Raw genomic sequence first — 17,730 nt, 5'->3', positions numbered from 1 at the left:
CACCTCAGCCCTCTCCCGGGGGAGAGGGCATGAGCGTCAGATGCGCATCGGCATCACGACATACTTGAAGTCCTCGTTCTCGGGCACGGTGATCAGGGCCGACGAATTGGCGTCGCCAAGCGCGACGGTCACGTTGTCGGTCTTCAGGTTGTTCAGGACATCGAGCAGATAAGTGACATTGAAGCCGATATCGATGCTGTCGCCGCCGTAATCGATTTCCAGTTCCTCGACCGCTTCTTCCTGGTCGGCGTTGGTGGAACTGATCTTGAGGCTGCCGGGCGCGATCAGGCAGCGCACGCCCTTGAACTTGTCGGAGGTCATGATCGCGGTCCTCTGCAGCGCATGCAGCAGTTCGTCGCGACGGATCGTGAAGCTGTTCTTGTAGCCCTTTGGAACCACCCGCGTGTAATCGGGGAACTTGCCCTCGACCAGCTTGGAGATCAGTTCGATGTCGCCGAAGGTCAATTTGACCTGGTTGGTGGCGATATCAATCTGCACCTCGTCATCGCTGTCGTCCAGCAGGCGCTGCAACTCGATGATCGTCTTGCGCGGGATGATCACTTCCTGGCGCGGCAATTCCTGCTCGACCGCGACCTGGCAGAAAGCCAGCCGATGGCCATCGGTGGCCACGCCGATCACATGGTTGCCGGTAACGACCAGCAGCAGGCCGTTCAGGTAGTAGCGGATGTCCTGTTGCGCCATCGAGAAATACACCATGTTGAACAGGTGCTTGAGCGTCTTCTGCGGCAGCTTGACGGTGGCGTTGTAGGTGCCCGCTTCGGCAACCGTGGGGAAGTCGTCGGCGGCCAGGGTCTGCAGCGCGAAGCGCGACTTGCCGGACTGGACCGTCATGCGCTTGTTGGACAGCGTCAGCGCGACATCGTTGCTATCGGGCAGGGCGCGCAGGATGTCGAGCAGCTTGCGGGCCGCGACCGTGGTGGCGGCAACGTCGCCGCCGCTGCCGATATTTGCCTTCGTCGTGATCTGCACTTCGATGTCGGTGGACAGGAAAGAAACCTGCTCGCCTTCCTTGCGGATGAGGATATTGGCCAGAATCGGCAAGGTGTGCCGACGCTCGACAATACCGCTCACGATCTGCAGTGGCCTCAGAAGCGTGTCTCTGTGGGTTTTGACCAATTGCATGCTTATTCCTTGTTATGAGGTTATGACATGTTCTGCCGACGCCCTGCCGCGGCGTCACTACTGGTTGTCGCTTCCGGATACCGGCCCGAAATCACCATTCCGGGCCCTCCGCTTCATCCCTTCAACGTCTGTTCCAGCACATGCAATTCATGATTGCACTCCGGATTCTTGCCGCGATCGGCCGCGATCTTGCGTACTGCGTGCAGAACCGTGGTGTGATCGCGTCCGCCAAACAACTCGCCAATTTCCGGCAGGCTCTTCTGCGTGAGTTCCTTGGCGAGGTACATCGCAATCTGCCGCGGCCTGGCGATATTCGCAGGCCGCTTCTTTGAATACATGTCGGCGACCTTGATGTTGAAAAAGTCGGCCACCGTCTTCTGGATGTTTTCCACCGAAATCTGCCGGTTCTGCACCGACAGCAGGTCTTTCAGCGCTTCCTTGACGACATCGATGGTGATGTCCTTGCCGTGGAAGCGCGAGTAGGCCAGGATCTTGCGCAGCGCGCCTTCCAGCTCGCGCACATTGGAGCGCAGGTGCTTGGCGACGAAAAATGCGACGTCGTCGGAAAAGTTCACGCCTTCCTGCTGGGCTTTCTTGAGCAGGATCGCGACCCGCATCTCCAGCTCGGGGGGCTCAACCGCCACCGTCAGGCCGGAGTCGAAGCGCGAAATCAGCCGGTCATCCATGCCGGTGATTTCCTTCGGATAGGTGTCGCTGGTAATGATGATCTGCTTCTTTGCAGCAATCAGTGCCTCGAACGCATAGAAAAATTCTTCCTGCGTGCGGCTCTTGCCGCCAAAGAACTGGATATCGTCGATCAACAGCAGGTCCAGCGAATGGTAATAGCGCTTGAAATCGTCAAAACCCTTGCGCTGGTAAGCGGTCACGACGTCGCGCACATACTGCTCGGCATGAATGTAACGGATGCGCACATTCGGATTGTCCGCCAGCACCTGATTGCCGATCGCGTGGATCAAGTGGGTTTTTCCGAGGCCGACGCCGCCATATAAAAACAGCGGGTTATACGAACTGCCCGGATTATTGGCAACCTGGATTGCGGCTGCGCGCGCCAGCTGGTTGGCCTTGCCGGTCACGAAACTGTCGAAGGTCAGCGCCGCATTGATGCGGCTTTGCTCGCGGCGCGGATTCTCTTCCACTGAATCATGGTGACGCGATGCCGCCGCCGGCATGGCTTCGGCCGACGGCCCGGCAGGGATGGCCATCCCATTGACGGCAACCGGCGCGCCGTTCACCGGCGCCTTGCGGGCATTGCCGCGCGGGTCGAGCACGAACTGCACGTCGATCTGCGACTCCCAGTACTGGGCTGCCAGTGCCGTGATGCGATTGGCAAACTGGGTCTTGACCCAATCAAGCTTGAACCGGTTCGGCGCCGCAATGCGCAGGCGTCCCTCCTCGTAGTCGAGGGGCACGAGCGGCTTGATCCAGGCGCTGAACTGCTGAGGCGTCAGCTCCTGTTCCAGCTGCGCGGAACATGTCTGCCAAAAATCTTCCATTAATTCGATTCGATGTGAGCGGGGGGTGCTGCAGCCTGCCTTTTTAATGTGCATTTTTATACAGGCAGGAGGTCTTGCTGTGTGCCGCTATTCTACCCCGGGCAGGCCAAGTTATCCACAGGCAGCAGCCAAATTTTGCCGCCCGCCAAAGCCCGTCAGATTGCCAAGTGATTGACACAGAAGCAGAAACTGAGGTCTAATCTCGGGTTCGCTGTCCGTCGTTGCCGCATGTCCTGCCTCTCCGGCTGGCTGCTGTCGCGGCCAGCCGGAGAGGCGCCTTGCATGAAGCGGGTGCCAGACCCCTATCCCGTAAGACCTTTTCCGAATTCAGCTGACTAGCGAGAACGATAATGAAACGCACATACCAACCTTCCGTCGTCCGCCGCAAGCGTACCCATGGCTTCCGCGCACGCATGGCAACCCGTGGCGGCCGCGCCGTGATCAATGCCCGCCGCGCAAAAGGCCGCAAGCGCCTGGCTGTATAAGCCCGACGCTTCGCCTGCTGCCCCTGCCGGCGTGACAGTCAATCAACAGGCTCGTTACACCCGGGCACAACGTATCCTAAAAGCGGATGAGTTTTCATCCGCTTTTCGTTTGCGTCCCGTGTTCAGGACCAGCAATTTCACGCTGTATGCCAGGCAAAACGGCCTGGCACAGGCACGTCTTGGCGTGGTTGCTGCCAAACGGCTGGCACAGCGTGCGGCCACCCGCAACATGATCAAGCGGGTCGCGCGCGAGGTTTTTCGCCAGAGCGACTTGCCGCCGCTCGACTGCATCATCCGGCTGTCTTCGGCAATCAATACCAAGGCGGGGCCCGCCTCGTCCGCCGTGCTGAAAAAGCGTTTGCGCGAACAGATCATGACTCTTTTGGCATCACAACTTGCCGCCGAAGGAACAAGCCGATGAGCAGATTGCTACTGATCCTGTTGCGGCTGTACAAACTCGCCATCAGCCCGTATCTTGGCCGCAACTGCCGATTCCATCCCAGCTGTTCCGACTTTGCTTCCGAGGCGATCCGTCGCCACGGCGCAATGAAGGGGTTCGCCCTTTCCGGACGCCGCCTGTGCAAATGCCACCCGTGGCACGAGGGCGGGTATGATCCTGTGCCGGAACCTTCCGCACCCGCGTCTCGCTCGCCAGACTCGGCGCCAGCCTCACACTAAACAGAACTGAAACCAAACACCATGGATATCCAACGTACTGTCCTCTGGGTCGTCTTCTCGATGTCGCTGTTGATCCTGTGGGACAACTGGATGCGCTACAACGGCAAGCCGTCGCTGTTCTTCCCGGTGACGGCCACACAGCAGGCCGCCGACAAGTCAGCACCTCCCGCGAAGAAATCCGATGTGCCGCAGGCAGCTAGCGTCACGCCGGCCGCACAGGTTCCTTCGAACGCTGCAGCTGCAGCCGCGGCAACGCCGGCGGCCGCGCCCGTGGTCGCCGAAAAGGTGACGGTCACGACCGACCTGATGAAGGTCCAGATCGACAGCGTCGGCGGCGAGATCCGCCGGCTTGAACTGCTCAAGCACAAGGACAGCAACGATCCGACCAAGAACGTGGTGCTGTTCGACTCCAGCCCCACCCGCACGTATCTTGGCCAGACCGGCCTGATCGGCGGCGCCTACCCCAACCACCGCACGCCGTTCGCAGTACGTCCTGGTTCGCGCGAAATGGGCTCGTCCGACCAACTCCAGCTGGTGCTGGAAGCGGAGGAAGGCGGCGTCAAGCTGATCAAGACCTACACCTTCAAGCGCAATGATTACGTGGTCGGCGTGCGGCACGACGTGCAGAACGTGGGTGGTGCGCCGGTTTCCCCGTCGCTCTACCTGCAACTGGTGCGTGACGGCGGCAAGCTCGAAGGCGAGTCGCATTTCTACAGCACCTTCACTGGCCCGGCAGTCTATACGGACGCCAGCAAGTTCGAAAAGCTTGACTTCGAGAAGATCGAAAAGGGCAAGGCTGACCATGCAAACAAGGCCGACGACGGCTGGATTGCGATGATCCAGCATTACTTCGTGTCGGCTTTCGTGCCGCCCGAAAAGATGAAGCGCGAGATTTTCGCCAAGAAAGTCGACAACAACCTGTATTCGGTCGGCACCATCATGCCGATCGGCACGGTCGCTCCTGGCGCCACCGCCTCGGTCGATTCGAAGCTGTATTCGGGTCCTCAGGAAACCGACCGCCTGGAGAAAATTGCGCCCGGCCTCGAACTGGTCAAGGACTATGGCTGGCTGACCATCATCGCCAAGCCGATCTTCTGGCTGATGGTGCAGATCCACAAATACCTGGCCAACTGGGGCTGGACCATCGTCGCGCTGACGATCCTGATCAAGCTGGCCTTCTTCCCGCTGTCGGCAGCCAGCTATCGCAGCATGGCCAAGATGAAAACGGTCACGCCGCGCATGACCGAGATCCGCGAGCGCCACAAGGGCGACGCGCAGAAGATGAACCAGGCAATGATGGAGCTGTACAAGACCGAGAAGATCAATCCGCTCGGCGGCTGCCTGCCGATCGTCATCCAGATCCCGGTGTTCATCTCGCTGTACTGGGTGCTGCTGGCCAGCGTGGAAATGCGCAACGCGCCGTGGCTGGGCTGGATCCATGACCTGGCAGCGCCGGACCCGTTCTACATCCTGCCGGTGATCATGGCCGTGTCGATGTTCGTGCAGACCAAGCTCAACCCGACGCCGCCCGATCCGGTGCAGGCCAAGGTAATGCTGTTCATGCCGATCGTGTTCTCGGTCATGTTCTTCTTCTTCCCGTCGGGACTGGTCCTGTACTGGGTGGTCAATAACCTGCTGTCGATTGCACAGCAGTGGGTGATCACGAAGAACATCGAGCGCGCCAACGCCGCCTGATAACACCAGTTCAGTGATAGGCCCGCGCCGCATTTGCCGCGCGGGCCTTTTTCATTCTGCTGTTTCACCGTGCTTTTTTCCTGCGCTCCAGTTGGGCTCAAGCAAAGGCACGGGATTCCACTCTAAAATATCGCCATGCTTCATGATTCCCTCCCCATTGCCGCCATCGCCACCGCGCAAGGCCGCGGCGGTATCGGCGTAGTACGTGTCTCCGGCAAGAACCTGGGCGCACTGATACCCGCGGTCTGCCGCCTGGCGCCCGGCGCCAGCTTGCAACCACGCCATGCCACTTATCTGGATTTCGTGCAGGCCGACGGCACGCTGATCGACCGCGGTATCGCCATCTATTTCAAGGCGCCGCACTCCTATACCGGCGAAGACGTGCTGGAACTGCAGGGCCACGGCGGCACGGTCGTGTTGCAGATGCTGCTGCAGCGCTGCCTGGAAGCCGGCAAGGAGCTGGGCTTGCGGCTGGCCGAGCCTGGCGAATTCACCCACCGCGCTTTCCTGAACGGAAAGATGGACCTGGCGCAGGCCGAGGCGGTTGCCGACCTGATAGAAGCGTCGACCGAAGCGGCTGCCAAGTCGGCATCGCAGTCGCTGTCAGGCGCGTTCTCGGAAAAGATCCACGGACTGGTCGAGCGCGTGATCCAGCTGCGCATGCTGGTCGAAGCGACACTGGATTTTCCGGAAGAGGAGATCGATTTCCTCGAGAAGTCCAACGCGCGCGGCCAACTGCAACAGATACGCGCCGACCTGACGGCGGTGTTCGATCAGGCGGCGCAGGGTGCATTGCTGCGGGAGGGGATCAATGTGGTGCTGGCCGGCCAACCCAATGTCGGCAAGTCGTCACTGCTGAATGCCCTTGCCGGCGCCGACATCGCCATCGTCACCCCCATCGCCGGAACCACCCGCGACAAGGTCACCCAGACCATCCAGATCAACGGGGTGCCGGTCAATATCATCGACACGGCTGGCATCCGCGAGCCATCGGAAGCGACTGACGAGGTGGAGCGGATCGGCATCGAGCGGACCTGGCAGGCAGTGGAGAACGCTGACGTGATCCTGCACATGCTGGACGCCACCCGCGGACCGACGCGCGGCGATGAAGCGATCGTGGACAAGCTGCCGGGCGGCGCACCGGTCATCCGGCTGTGGAACAAGATTGACCTGTCGGGTCATCGGCCAGCCATTGACCGGCTGTCCGATTCAACCCATATCTATCTTTCGGCAACCGACAAGGTCGGCCTCGACCTGTTGCGCACGGAACTGTTGCGCATCGCAGGCTGGCAGCAGACCGCAGAGTCGGTCTACCTGGCGCGCGAGCGACACCTGATTGCACTGAAGGCGGCGCGCGAGCACCTCGAGGTCGCAGCCGAACTGGCCGCCCGCAATGACGAGGCACTGGACCTGTTCGCGGAGGAACTGCGGCTGGCGCAGGAGCGGCTCAACAGCATCACCGGCGAGTTCACATCCGACGACCTGCTGGGAGTGATATTCAGCAGGTTCTGTATCGGAAAATAAACGGACCCGCCGCCGGAATTCCGGGGGCGGATCCTTTCACGGCCTTGCCGCTTGGCGAACAAGGCCACAAGTCACCATCAATTTACAGCGGTCGGGACGATTTTCGCGGCAGAAGCGGCTTCTTTCCAGAAGCGCAGTTCGTTTTCGAAATATTTGTCCATATCGGCGGGCGAGCCACCTGCGGCGCTGATCGTCTGCTTCTCGAGCCGTTCGATCACCGCAGGCATCTTCAGGATCTCGTTGACTTCCTTGTTCAGCAGGTTGACCACTGCAGGGGGGAGCCCGGCCGGTCCCGAGAGTCCGAGCCAGTATCCGGTTTCCAGGCCCTGCAAGTTGTTCTCAGCCAGCGTTGGCACCTCGGGCATGTATTTGGAACGTGTCGCGGTGGTGACGAAGAGGGGCTTCAGGTCGCCCCGTTTCACAAAATCGCGCTGCGAAGTAATGGTGCCGAAATATCCGGACAGGTTGCCACCCAGGACGTCCTGCACGGCGCCCATCGCACCCTTGTATGGAATGTGGTTCAACTGGATGTTGGCACGCTGCGCGATGATGGCCATCAACAGATGGTGAATGGAACCAACACCGGCCGTTCCGTAGGAGAACTCGTTAGGCTTCTTCTTTGCGAACGCAATCAACTCCTGCAAGTTATTGATCCCCAGCTTCGGCGAGGCCGTCATCAGGTTAGGCGATACGCCGATCAGAACGATGTTTTTCAAGTCCTTGCGGTAGTCGTACGGCAACTTGTCGTAAACCCAGGGATTCGTGGCGTTCATGCTGTTGGAGAGCAGCAGCGTATAGCCATCGGGAGCCGCCTTGGCGACCTGATTGCTGGCAATGATCGTGTTCGCTCCCGGCTTGTTCTCAACTACGACGGGCACCTTGAGCCGCTCGCTCAGGCTCCTGCTCATCTCACGGGCGATAAAGTCGGTTGAGGCCCCTGGTGCAAGTCCGACAATGATCTTGATCGGCCGGTTCGGGTAAGCATCCTGGGCCTGCACTGCGCCCGCAAGGACAATGGTTGCAAACACGCTTGCGCGCAGGAAATGTCTGATGGTGGATTTCATTTTGTCTCCGTTAATAATCCGGTCAGTTGTCCGCTGGTGTCCTGAAGCTGACGCCTCATGGTCAATGGCGGCGGCCTGGATAAAGTTTCACCCAGCAAAACCAGTTTCGGTAGATAGGATATCATCCTCTTTAAGGAACGCAAACAAGACTGTCCCGGGCGCCGCGCAATTTTCAGCACATCCCACTTTCATGCGCGCGATTTGTCGTGTATTCTGCTTACTGATTGGAACTCGTTTCATTGTTTGAAATTACCGGAAAAATATTCCGGCTCAGAGAAAAAGACAACTCATGGACTTTGAACTTAGCGAAGAACATCGTGCGTTTGCGGATTCCGTCAGCCGGTTCGCCAACGAGAAACTCGCAGCAGGTGCGCTGGAACGCGCACATTCACCCCACTATCCCTGGGAGACGGCCAAGCTGCTGGCGGAGCAAGGCCTGCTGGGAATTGCATTTCCCGAGAGCGACGGAGGGCAGGGCGGAACGCTGATGCATGCGGTCCTTGCGATTCAGCAGGTCGCGCTGGCTTGTCCGAAAAGCGCGGACATCGTGCAGGCGGGCAACTTCGGCCCGATTCGGACCTTCGTGGAATATGCGACGAAGGAACAAAAGGAGCGCTTCCTGCCTGATCTGCTGGGTGGCCGAAAGCTCATTTCACTTGGCATGACCGAGCCGGACGCCGGATCGGCCGTGACCGAACTCCGGACCACGGCCCAGCTGGATGGAGACAGCTATGTCATCAACGGCAGCAAGATTTTCTCGACGCACAGTCCGGAAGCTTCGCTGTTCCTGATTTACGTACGCTTCGGCCCCGGACTGGACAACATCGGTTCCATCCTGGTCGAGCGGGGTGCGCCCGGCTTCACGGTCGGAAACCCCGCCAGCTTCATGAACGGCGAGCAATGGAGTCAGCTATATTTCGAAAATGCCCGTGTCCCCGCCGAAAATTTGCTGCTCGGCCCTGGCGGATTCAAAAAGCAGATTTCCGGCTTTAACGTCGAACGTCTGGGAAATGCGTCCCGCTCGCTCGCGCTCGGCCGCTACGCGTACAACGTTGCGCGCGAACACGCCATGAATCGCAAGCAGTTCGGGCGCGCGCTCTGCGAATTCCAGGGCTTGCAATGGAAGTTCGCAGATATGTGGATGCGGCTGGAACAGGCGCAGCTGATGCTATACAAGGCGGCTCTTGAAGGAGAGCATCAGCTCCCTTCGGCCCAGAGCACGGCCATGGCCAAACTGGCGTGCAACGAGGCGGGGTGGTTCGTCGCCAATGAAGCGCTGCAGGTGATGGGCGGAATGGGTTTCAGCCAGGAGGCGTTGGTCGAGTACTGTGTACGGCGTATCCGCGGCTGGATGATCGCCGGCGGCTCCATTGAAATGCTGAAGAACCGGATCGCCGAGGGCGTTTTCGGCCGCAGCTTCTCTCAACGAGCACCAAAACAAGCTTGAGCCGCGTGAAGTTGCGTTATTTGAATCGGGTGGGTGGCTGACAACAGGCACCACCCCAAGGAACGGGGAAACTGATGGATCTTAAAATGCAGGGGAATGTGGCGGTCGTAACCGGTGGCGTGCAGGGCATCGGCCGCGAGGTGGCCAACGAGCTTGCCCAAGCAGGCGTCCGGCTGGTCCTGGCCGATATCAATATCGCAGCCGGTGAAGAAGCAGCGGCTGAACTTGGGAAGGTCACGCCGACCATTTTTGTCCAGACCGATTTGGCCAAGCCGGCGTCGGTCCAGGAAATGGTGGACAAGGCAGTCGCTCAATTTGGCCGTATCGACTATTTCGTGAACAGCGCTGCCATCCTTGATGACAAGACTTTCATGGAATCGTCGGCACAGGACTGGACCCGCATGCTGGAAGTCTGCCTGATGGGTCCCATGCATTGCCTGCATTCGATCCTGCCGGTCATGCGCGCGCAAAAATTCGGACGCATCGTATGCTTCTCGTCCGATTCGGCGCGGGTCGGCCAGGCGCGGCTTTCCTATTACGCCGCGGCCAAGGCAGGAGTCACTGCCCTGATCAAGTCGATTGCCCAGGAGGTCGGCCCTGACGGCATCACCGCAAATATCGTTTCTCCAGGCGCAACCAATACCCCGATGCGAATGAAGCGCGAAGCAGCACTGCGCGAGAAAATGGGCGAGGAAAAGTACCAGCGCCGGGTACGAACCGTCGAAAAGATGTACCCGCTGCGACGCATCGGCGAGCCTTCGGACATTGCGCCGCTGGTCGCTTTTCTCCTCAGCGAAAATGCCAAGTGGATTACCGGTCAGGTAATCAGTGTCAACGGCGGATTCACGATGCTCTGAACAAATCATGGACTTCAATCTCACCTCCGAGCAGCAACAGCTGCAAGATGCAGCCATCCGCCTGTCGCAAGGGCGCCTTATGCCATGGTTGGCGGAACATCCAGCCGACCAGCCGCTACCCAAGAGCGCGATGCTCAAGATCCTGGGTGCACTGGCAGAATTCGGACTCACCGGTGCTCGCGTACCGGTGGAGGGAGGAGGCAGCGGCCTTGGTGCGCTGGACTACGCCCTCGTGTTCGAACAACTTCCACCGGTAATCGCTGTCGCGCTGATCGCGCACGAAGGCACCGCCTCGCGGCTTTACGCCAGTGGCGCCGCGCAAACCTTCCCGGAAATTTTCGAGTCACTGATCGCCGGAACACGTATCGCCTGTACCGCGTCCACCGAGCCGACCACCGGCTCCGATCCGCGCAGCATCAAGCTCAAGTTCACCGCATCGGACGACCCGCAGCAGATGCTGATCTCGGGCACCAAGCAGTGGATCACGAACGGCACCATCGCGGACATCGCGCTGGTCACCGGCAAGTCGGATGAGAGCGGCGAGCTGCTGCGCGTCATGGTCGAACGCAGCGTATCGCCCTATGTTGCGGCCGAAATTCCTTGTGTCGGCCTGCGCCAGGGCCACCTGAGCGAACTCAACTTCAGCCAGGTGCCCGTGCCCCGCGCCAATGCGCTCGGGAACGACAACAGCACCATGAAGACCTTGACCCAGGCGTGGCTGATCAATCGCCCGCTATTCGGATTGCTGGCGCTCACCGCCGCCAGAAGAGCGCGTGACATCGCCCTGGAACATGTCAAGGGACGGGTCCAGTTCGGCGCGCCGCTGGCACGCAAGCAGCTGGTTCAAGAGGCGCTGGTGGATATTGATGCGTCGATCCAGTCTGCACGGCTGCTCTGCCTGAGCGCGCTGCATGCGGCCGACCAGGGATCCGCCACGCAAGCGCAGTCGGCGATGGCCAAACGCCAGGGCGTCAGCGTTGCAGAGAAAGCGGCGAGCATTGCGATGCGCCTGTGTGGCGGGATGGGCCTGGCGACAGAAACAGGGATCGAGCGCGAAACGCGCGACATCAAGATGTTCACGATCCCCGACGGAACCTATGAAATTCTTACGCTGATCGCCGGCCGCGAAATCACCGGGGAAAGCGCACTTTGACGAACGCGTGGCGGACATTGATTTCCAAGGTCCGCCAAACGCCTTTCAGGAGCAAGATTTGATCCTAGACACCCTTTCGGAATACGCCGTCGCCCAATCCAGGGCGGGACTCAAACCGGAGATCAAGCACGCGGCCAAACGCGTACTGATCGACTGGATGGCATCGCTATTGCCAGGTGCGCTGGTGGAACCTGCCACGACGCTCCGGCGTGCGCACTCGTACGAACTGGGCCTGGGTCACTCCAGCCTGCCAGGCGCGGCGACGACTGCGCTGCCAGGGACGGCGGCATGGATCAACGGCAGCGCCTCGCATGCGATCGAGTTCGACGATATTTTCCGTGACGCCGCCTACCATCCGGGTTGCCCGACCATTTCCGCTGCGCTGGCAGTAGCCGAGCACCTGCAGTCATCCGGCACCCGATTGCTGGAGGCGATAACGATCGGCTACGAAATTTCGACCCGTATCGGGGCTGCCGTTCAGCCAGCGCACTACAAGCACTTCCATACGACCGGCACGGTCGGTTGCTTCGGTGCGGCCGCCGCCGCTGCCAGCTTGATTGCACCGGACGCCGCACCGGTCTCCGCGCACGCATTGGCGACCTCGGCAACATTTGCATCAGGGCTGCAGCAGGCTTTCAGGTCCGATGCGATGACCAAGGCCCTGCATCCAGGGCACGCAGCCTGGGTCGGCGTCACGTCTGCCTTTGGCGCGGCCAACGGCCTGACCGGCGTGCTGGACATCCTGGAAGGTGAAGTTGGTTTTGGCGCCGCCTTGGGCGGCAATCCGACCTGGTCCCGAGCCACGGATGGGTTGGGGGAACGGTTCAATATCGACGCCATCACCCTGAAGAACCACGGCTGCTGCGGCCACACTTTTGCCGCGATCGATGCGCTGCTCGCCTTGCGAACCAGGCACGGGTTCAAGATCGACGACATTGCGCGCATTGCGATCCGCACTTACCGCGCAGCCGTCGAAGTGGCGGGCATCAGGAATCCGCGCTCCGCCTTCGAGGGCAAGTTCAGCATCCCTTACGTCGTTGCGCATGCCGCCAAGTATGGCTCGGTGCGCTTGAACGCCTTCGATGCCGAGCGTATGTCCGACCCGCAGATCCGCTCCCTGATGCAGGATATCGAGCTGTTGGAAGATGCAGAACTGACGGCGGGTTTTCCGGGCCAGCGAGCAGCGCACGTTCAGATCACGCTGAAGAATGGCGAACAGCTCGCGTTCTTCGCCCCCTATCGGCTAGGTGACCCGGAAGCACCGTTGAGCGACGCACAGGTTGAGGACAAGTTCAGGGAGCTGGTCGGGCCTGTGATTGGAGATCAGCGCTGCGACAAGTTGCTGTCGGACCTGTGGGCCATTGATACGGTGACGAACGTCAGGGAGCTTCAGCTGGCGGCTCTGTAAGCAGAAGCAGGTAGCGCTACGCAGCCAGGGGTAGCGCTACCTGGAGCAACTTGGCGCTACTTAGCCTGGACGACCGAAAAACGGCCGGATCCCATTTTTGACGAGATATCCCGCTGGGCCTGCAACATCAGCGCGAGGTATTCGTCCTTATGTCCCTTCATGCGGCTTTCGGGACCTGTGATCGTAAGCGCGAACTGGCCGCGGTCGTTGATGTCGTAGATCGCAACCGAAATTGCCAGCGAGCCTTGCACGCGTTCACTCAAGGTGAGCGCGTAGCCACTGGCACGGATTTCTTTCAGCTCGGACTTCAATTCCAGTTGCGTCGTGCTGGCGCTGCGTGGCAGCGACTTGACGATGGATGCCTGGATTTCATCAGGCAGGTGTGCCAGCAGCACCTTGCCCGTCGCCCCGTAAAGCAAGGGGGCGTGTTCGCCAAGAGTGACGATGTGCATCATCCGCGAACTCGACTCCACCACATCGACGCACACCCGATCGCTACCCACCGCCGTGTTGAGGCTGATGGTCTCGCCGGTCTGCGCGGCAATCTCGACCATCTTGGGGTGCGCGATATCGCGCACGCTCAGACCGCTGGCGACGATGCCGGCCAGCTTCACCAGCTTCATCGAAAGGCAGTAACGCTGGTCTTCGAGGCGGACCAGGTACCCGGCATCTACCAGACTGTTAACCAGCCGGAACGTGGTCGCCTTGGACAGCTCGATGCGCTCGCTGATCTCCTGCATCGTGAGTTTCGGTCTGCCTGGGTCAAAGGCATCAAGAACGGATAGGATTCGGTCAGCAGCGCGCACAGGAAGCCTGAAGAGTTTGTTTTTTCAAAGTGGCCCGGATCAACCAACGCAGCATGGTAGTTGCCCGGCCGGGGCTACTTGTAGTCGGCCGAGTATATCAGTTGGCATTGCGTCCTTCACTGCCCGCCTTCGAGGATGACCAGGCCATCAAGGGCGCGGACACCTTGCCCGTCACGGAGAACCACCAGCGGATTGATCTCTGCTTCCGCCACATTCGGCCCATCGACGCACATTAACGTGGACACCAGGGAAATCGCTTTTGCCAGTGCATTGATATCTCCCTTCGGAAGGTTCCGATAGCCAGTCAATTGCTTGAACGCCTTGACCTCGGAAATCATGGCATGCGCTTCGTCTTGCGTCACTGGCGCAGGACGCAGGCTCACGTCCTGGTAAAGCTCGGCAAGCACCCCGCCCATGCCAACGGAAATCATTGGCCCTGCGGCAGGATCGCGGGATACCCCGACCAGGACTTCTGCAAGTCCGACAATTGTCTCCTGTACCTGGAAGCCCTCGATGCGCGCATTCGGCAACGCTGTTTTCACCTTCACCAGCATCTCGCCCGCCGCCGCCCTGAGCTCACTGGCACTGCCAATGCCCAGCCGCACGCCACCGACCTCGGTCTTGTGTGGCACGTCGGCAGAAGCGATTTTCAACACACAGGGATAACGAATGGAAGCAACATCATCCGGCAGCCATGAATCAGGCTGCGGACCTAACAGCCATTCATGCGCCTGTTCGATCCCGAGGCCCTTGAAGATGGCTTGTGACTGGGTTGCATTGAGCGTGATGCCGGAGCGATCGCTGGGGCGATGCTGCTGCAACAGCGCAATGACGTCGTCACGACGTACCTGCGCCAGAACCCGCGGCGCACGCCACTCGGTCCAGGCCCTGAGCGCGTCGGCACATGCTTCGGGTTGCGTAAACACCGGGATGCCGGCCGCGCGCAGCAGCTCCTGGGAGCGCAGGGCGTTGGGTGTGAGGAAGACGGCAACCGGCTTTGTGGAGGTGCTTGCAACAATGGGCGCAACCGCCCGCTCCGGGCGGAATTGCGAGGACGAACCGACTACGGCAACGACCGCATCGACTTCCTCGGATGCCAGGAACTCTTCCAGCACGGCGCCATAGGTCACGGCGTTCGTTCCTGCCAATGTCAGATCAACCAGTGGCGCGTCACCAATAGTAATTCCACGTGCCGCGAGACGTTCGCGTACGGCCGCCGGAGGGGAAGTGACGACGATATCGCGCTCGCCCAGGTTGTCGACGATGAGCGCGCCGCCGCCACCGGTTGTCGACATGGCGCCAATGCGAGAACCCGTCGGGCGTGAACGGCGGAACAATGCGGGCGCATCAAGGAAGGCGTCGAAATTGCGGATCTCTGCAACGCCGATGTCCTTCAGGAAGGCCTCCGTTGCCCGCCCGCTTCCGGCAAGTGCGCCGGTATGCGACACGGCGAGCTGCTGCCCGACGGCCGACCGTCCCAGGCGATAGGCAAGTATCGGCTTGCTGGCGCGATGCGCGTTCATTGCGACGCGGCGCAGCTCTTCGTGGTTACGGATGGTCTCGACGAATAGCTGGATAACGGCCGTCTCGGAATCATCCACCATCATCTGCACCAGCTCCGCCACCGAAATGTCGGCTTCGTTGCCGACCGATACCAGCTTGGAGAAGCCGATGCCGCGCGCTGCGCCGCGGGACAGGATCGCCCCCATCATGCTTCCGCTCTGGGAAATCAATCCTATGTCGCCCTTGGGAAGGTCTGGCAAGGCCAGCACCTCGTTGGCCGACAAGGCAACATTTGCGTGCAGGTCAACCACGCCCAGGGCATTGGGCCCCAGAAGGCGGCTGTTCGAGCCGGCAAGGATCTGCATCAGTTCCGCCTGCCGCGCTTCGCCTTCGGCTCCAGCTTCGCCAAAACCGTTGGACATGATCGTGATGCAACCGACGCCAGCCTTCACGCAGTCCTGCACGGCCGCCAGTACGAATTCAGTCGGCAGCATGATGAACGCATGATCCACCTGCACGGGAACATCGACCACGGCAGGATAAGCTCGCAGCCCTTGCACTTCCGCTCGCCGAGGATTGATTGGAAACAGCTCGCCTGGATACCCGTGTTGCGCCAGGAATTTTTGCGGCAATGCGGAGTGCTTCGTCGGATCCGCCGAAGCGCCGATCAGGGCAATGCTGCGGGGGCGGAAGATTGCACGTGTCAGTGAAGTCATATCATCAGTGGAGCCATATCGCTCTGATTGTTGTCGGTTGCCGCCAAGCGCCCAGCGGCTAGTGCTGGACGCAATGGCAGGTCATTCGCCCGTGAATTTCGCCTGGCGCTTTTCAAGGAAAGCGGAGATACCTTCCTTCTTGTCCGACGTGCCGTAGACGGTCGTGACGAGCATCGTTTCGAACTCGATCGCCGATGTCAGGTCCATCTGCATGCCGCGGTGCACGGCGCGCTTCACAAAGGCCAATGACAGCGGCGCGCGGGTGGCATAGTGATTGGCCATGCGCACCGCTTCAGCGACCGCGGAACCGGTGGGCGTGAGGCGGTTGATCAGGCCGATGCGCAAGGCTTCCTTGCAGTCAATCGGCTCTGCCGCAAAAAGCATCTCCAATGCGTTCGGAATACCAACGACGCGTGGCAGGCGCTGGGTGCCGCCGGCACCCGCGACAGTGCCGATGCGCGAACTGGTGATGGCAAATGTGGCGCCTTCGCCGGCAACGCGCAGATCGGCGGCCAACGCCAGTTCCAGGCCTCCGGTCATGCAGAAACCCTCTATGGCTGCGATGACCGGTTTGGTGCATTGCTCGAGTGCGTCGTTCAGTTTGTGCCAGTGGCTGAAATAGCGGCGGCCTTCCTGCGCGGAACTGACCTGGAATGCCTCGTTCAGGTCGGCGCCGGCGGAGAAGTAACTGTCGTTGCCGGTAATGACGACGGCAGCAACATCCTTGCGCGCAGCCGCCTCATCGCAAGCCTGCATGACTTCGTCCATCAGCTGCTCGCTGATGGCGTTGCGCTTTTCAGGGCGGTTCAGCTGGATGATGAACGCGGCGCCTTCAGTGCGCGTCTGGATTGTTTCGTATGGCATTCAGTGCTCCTGTGAATGAAAGTTCAGTAAAGCGTGATTGATGGTGGCGCTCGCCTCGTACTGCAACCAGTGTCCGGCGCCGTCCACAATCTGTACGCGGGCGCTCGGAAAAGCCGCATTGATGACTGCCTTGCGCTCCTGGGGGGAAGGCCAGATCAACGGGTCAGCCGCCCCAAGCAGGAATTGCAGGCTCGATCCTGATTCCTGCAAGTCGGCAAGCAATGTCTCGCGATGGCTGACTCGCCGGCTGTCGAAGCGGGTATGGGCGATGTTGTGCAAATGGATGTCGACCGCCTCATCTTCAGGCAGCGGCTCCCGCGCCAGCATCCACCGCCCCAGGTTACGCGCCGTAACCTCGCGGCGCTGCTGTTCATCCTGGCAGGGCCCCCTGTCAGCCTTCTCGAGTTTGATCGTGCGTCCCTCAGGCTTGCCGAAGCCAGCCGGACTGACCAGTGACAGCCTGGCCGGGGGGCAACCGCGCTGGGCGAGCAGGGCGCTGACCGCGCCCGTGACGGCGCCACCAAAACTGAATCCCGCCATGTCAAAGGGCTCGCCATTCGTGAAGCGCTGGATCGCATCGGCAACCCAATCCAGGTAACTGTCCAGCGTCATGTCGGCTGCAGGCGTGGCAGACTCTCCAAATCCTGGAAGATCCATGGTGACGACGCGGAAGCGACTGGCAAGCGCGTCCACGTTGCGCGTCCAGTGCGTCCTGGACCCCGAGCCCCCGTGTATCAACAAGAGCATCGGTCCGGCACCGGTCACCCTGAATGCGAGGCCGGACACATAGTGAAGCGGCCCGAAAAGTTGTGGATCCATTTTCTGCACCAAGTTAATGTCTGGTATTCTACTCAATGAAACCGATTCTATGCA

16 protein-coding genes are annotated in these 17,730 nt (G+C 60.4%); 9 read left to right on the top strand and 7 right to left on the bottom strand.

What is annotated here, in order from left to right; translation table 11 throughout:
* Nucleotides 1–36: 36 nt before the first annotated feature.
* Entirely contained in the window at nt 37–1,143 is a 1,107-nt protein-coding gene (gene dnaN / locus FVE66_RS12615) for a DNA polymerase III subunit beta (protein ID WP_151447810.1), read from the bottom strand.
* Nucleotides 1,144–1,256: 113 nt separating this feature from the next.
* Nucleotides 1,257–2,657 (bottom strand): chromosomal replication initiator protein DnaA, encoded by a 1,401-nt coding sequence (gene dnaA / locus FVE66_RS12610; protein ID WP_151447809.1) that lies wholly within the window; start codon nt 2,655–2,657, stop codon nt 1,257–1,259.
* A 350-nt stretch (nt 2,658–3,007) separates the two neighbouring features.
* Between dnaA and rpmH the strand changes: the two genes are divergently transcribed.
* The 5 genes from rpmH (at nt 3,008) to mnmE (ending at nt 7,039) form a co-directional block, all read left to right on the top strand.
* Nucleotides 3,008–3,142 carry a 50S ribosomal protein L34 gene (gene rpmH / locus FVE66_RS12605; RefSeq protein WP_129166618.1) on the top strand — a complete coding sequence of 45 codons (135 nt, stop codon included), beginning with the start codon at nt 3,008–3,010 and terminating at the stop codon, nt 3,140–3,142.
* The gene (gene rnpA / locus FVE66_RS12600; RefSeq protein WP_151447808.1) at nt 3,102–3,563 is read left to right on the top strand and encodes a ribonuclease P protein component; all 462 of its coding nucleotides are present in this window, start codon (nt 3,102–3,104) and stop codon (nt 3,561–3,563) included. The genes rpmH and rnpA overlap by 41 nt, the downstream gene beginning before the upstream one ends.
* On the top strand, nt 3,560–3,820 hold the full coding sequence (gene yidD / locus FVE66_RS12595) for a membrane protein insertion efficiency factor YidD (RefSeq protein ID WP_151447807.1): 261 nt from the start codon (nt 3,560–3,562) through the stop codon (nt 3,818–3,820). Before rnpA ends, yidD begins: the two co-directional genes overlap by 4 nt.
* Nucleotides 3,821–3,841: 21 nt before the next feature.
* Nucleotides 3,842–5,515 (top strand): membrane protein insertase YidC, encoded by a 1,674-nt coding sequence (gene yidC, locus FVE66_RS12590; protein ID WP_151447806.1) that lies wholly within the window; start codon nt 3,842–3,844, stop codon nt 5,513–5,515.
* 135 nt (nt 5,516–5,650) lie between these two features.
* Entirely contained in the window at nt 5,651–7,039 is a 1,389-nt protein-coding gene (gene mnmE, locus FVE66_RS12585) for a tRNA uridine-5-carboxymethylaminomethyl(34) synthesis GTPase MnmE (protein ID WP_151447805.1), read from the top strand.
* A gap of 77 nt (nt 7,040–7,116) precedes the next feature.
* Here the strand turns inward: mnmE and FVE66_RS12580 are convergent, their stop codons facing one another.
* Complete coding sequence (locus FVE66_RS12580; RefSeq protein WP_151447804.1) at nt 7,117–8,103, bottom strand: Bug family tripartite tricarboxylate transporter substrate binding protein; 987 nt, start codon at nt 8,101–8,103, stop codon at nt 7,117–7,119.
* Between the two features lie 289 nt (nt 8,104–8,392).
* On the opposite strand from FVE66_RS12580, the gene FVE66_RS12575 reads away from it, so the two are divergent.
* From FVE66_RS12575 to FVE66_RS12560, 4 genes are all read left to right on the top strand, one after another.
* A complete protein-coding gene (locus FVE66_RS12575; protein ID WP_151447803.1) occupies nt 8,393–9,550 on the top strand; it encodes an acyl-CoA dehydrogenase family protein in 1,158 nt (385 codons plus the stop codon).
* A gap of 74 nt (nt 9,551–9,624) precedes the next feature.
* Nucleotides 9,625–10,407 (top strand): SDR family NAD(P)-dependent oxidoreductase, encoded by a 783-nt coding sequence (locus FVE66_RS12570; RefSeq protein ID WP_151447802.1) that lies wholly within the window; start codon nt 9,625–9,627, stop codon nt 10,405–10,407.
* 7 nt (nt 10,408–10,414) lie between these two features.
* Nucleotides 10,415–11,560, top strand: a complete 1,146-nt coding sequence (locus FVE66_RS12565) for an acyl-CoA dehydrogenase family protein (protein ID WP_151447801.1) — start codon at nt 10,415–10,417, stop codon at nt 11,558–11,560.
* Nucleotides 11,561–11,618: 58 nt separating this feature from the next.
* Nucleotides 11,619–12,968 carry an MmgE/PrpD family protein gene (locus FVE66_RS12560; RefSeq protein WP_151447800.1) on the top strand — a complete coding sequence of 450 codons (1,350 nt, stop codon included), beginning with the start codon at nt 11,619–11,621 and terminating at the stop codon, nt 12,966–12,968.
* Between the two features lie 56 nt (nt 12,969–13,024).
* Here FVE66_RS12560 and FVE66_RS12555 read toward each other — a convergent pair whose 3' ends face one another.
* The 4 genes from FVE66_RS12555 to FVE66_RS12540 all read right to left on the bottom strand — a co-directional run bounded on the left by FVE66_RS12555 (nt 13,025) and on the right by FVE66_RS12540 (nt 17,676).
* Nucleotides 13,025–13,774 (bottom strand): IclR family transcriptional regulator, encoded by a 750-nt coding sequence (locus tag FVE66_RS12555; RefSeq protein WP_151447799.1) that lies wholly within the window; start codon nt 13,772–13,774, stop codon nt 13,025–13,027.
* 116 nt (nt 13,775–13,890) lie between these two features.
* A complete protein-coding gene (locus FVE66_RS12550; RefSeq protein WP_151447798.1) occupies nt 13,891–15,993 on the bottom strand; it encodes an acetate--CoA ligase family protein in 2,103 nt (700 codons plus the stop codon).
* Between the two features lie 81 nt (nt 15,994–16,074).
* Nucleotides 16,075–16,857 (bottom strand): enoyl-CoA hydratase/isomerase family protein, encoded by a 783-nt coding sequence (locus tag FVE66_RS12545; RefSeq protein WP_151447797.1) that lies wholly within the window; start codon nt 16,855–16,857, stop codon nt 16,075–16,077.
* The gene (locus tag FVE66_RS12540; protein WP_151447796.1) at nt 16,858–17,676 is read right to left on the bottom strand and encodes an alpha/beta fold hydrolase; all 819 of its coding nucleotides are present in this window, start codon (nt 17,674–17,676) and stop codon (nt 16,858–16,860) included.
* Nucleotides 17,677–17,730: the final 54 nt, after the last annotated feature.

Source organism: Lacisediminimonas profundi (assembly GCF_008831265.1).
GTDB lineage: Bacteria > Pseudomonadota > Gammaproteobacteria > Burkholderiales > Burkholderiaceae_D > Lacisediminimonas > Lacisediminimonas profundi.
This window is presented reverse-complemented; position numbering and strand designations above follow the sequence as displayed.